Genomic DNA, 897 nt, shown 5'->3' on the forward strand with positions numbered 1-897 from the left:
GCTGCAGAGCGCGAAGCACGAGAGAAAGGACACGCGGAGGGTCATGCGGAAGGACACGCCAAAGGTATGAAACAAGGACGTGCGGAAGGACGTGCGGAAGGTCGTGCGGAAGGACGTGCGGAAGGACGTGCGGAAGAGAAGAAGGCTATTGCGAAGCAGTTCCTTGCAATGGGATTTACCGTAGAGCAGGTTGCACAGGGCTCAGGTTTATCAATAGAAGAAGTAAAAGGTTTGCAATAACCCCCTATAGGGTGCAGCAACCAAGCAAATATTACAAATAAGAGGGCATGGCATTCCGCCATGCCCTCTTTGTGTTATTGTGCATAACGGCAAGAAGGTGACACTGAAGTATACCTTCGGCACCGACGACTTCGGCACCACAGAGCCTTCAGAGCCAGAGGTGACAGAGACATCGAACAAGACATACAAGAGCAACCTCCACATCTTCAACCTTGAGTCGGAGGACGAGTCTCTCGACCTCTTCAAGACCGACAAGGCAGAGGTGAACATCATCAAGTACTCTGACAATTCGTGCAAGGTGACTCTGAAGGACATCACTCTCAACGGTAAGACTGCCGACCTCGTGTTCGTTGGTAAGTTTGATACCGATGAGCCTGCTCTCGACCCGCTCGCAGAGGGCGATGATGAGAATGGAACAGTAACACCGGAGGGAATATTCTTAATGACTACTTCCGACAACGCTACAACAGAGTTCTTCGGAGCAGCTATCAGCGCAACGTTCGAATGGAAGGAGCTCTCTGAGAACGAAATCGAGATGTTCTTCAATCTCGAAGGTGGTTCTATCTCTTACGAGGGTGAGTTCAACTACAAGGAGGATTCGGAGACAGCAATCAGCGGCATCCACGCTGCTAACGGTGAGGCACAGCTCTTCACAGT

At 51.1% G+C, this 897-nt stretch carries 1 protein-coding gene and 1 pseudogene; both read left to right on the forward strand.

Annotated features, from left to right (window positions below):
- Positions 1-240, forward strand: a pseudogene (locus HMPREF0673_RS14585) (hypothetical protein); the annotation flags it as partial.
- Positions 241-337: 97 nt separating this feature from the next.
- On the forward strand, positions 338-897 hold a 560-nt coding region (locus HMPREF0673_RS10560; protein ID WP_040596849.1), incomplete at its 3' end, for a hypothetical protein.

Origin of the sequence: Leyella stercorea DSM 18206 (genome assembly GCF_000235885.1) — a bacterium.
In the GTDB taxonomy this organism is placed as follows: domain Bacteria; phylum Bacteroidota; class Bacteroidia; order Bacteroidales; family Bacteroidaceae; genus Prevotella; species Prevotella stercorea.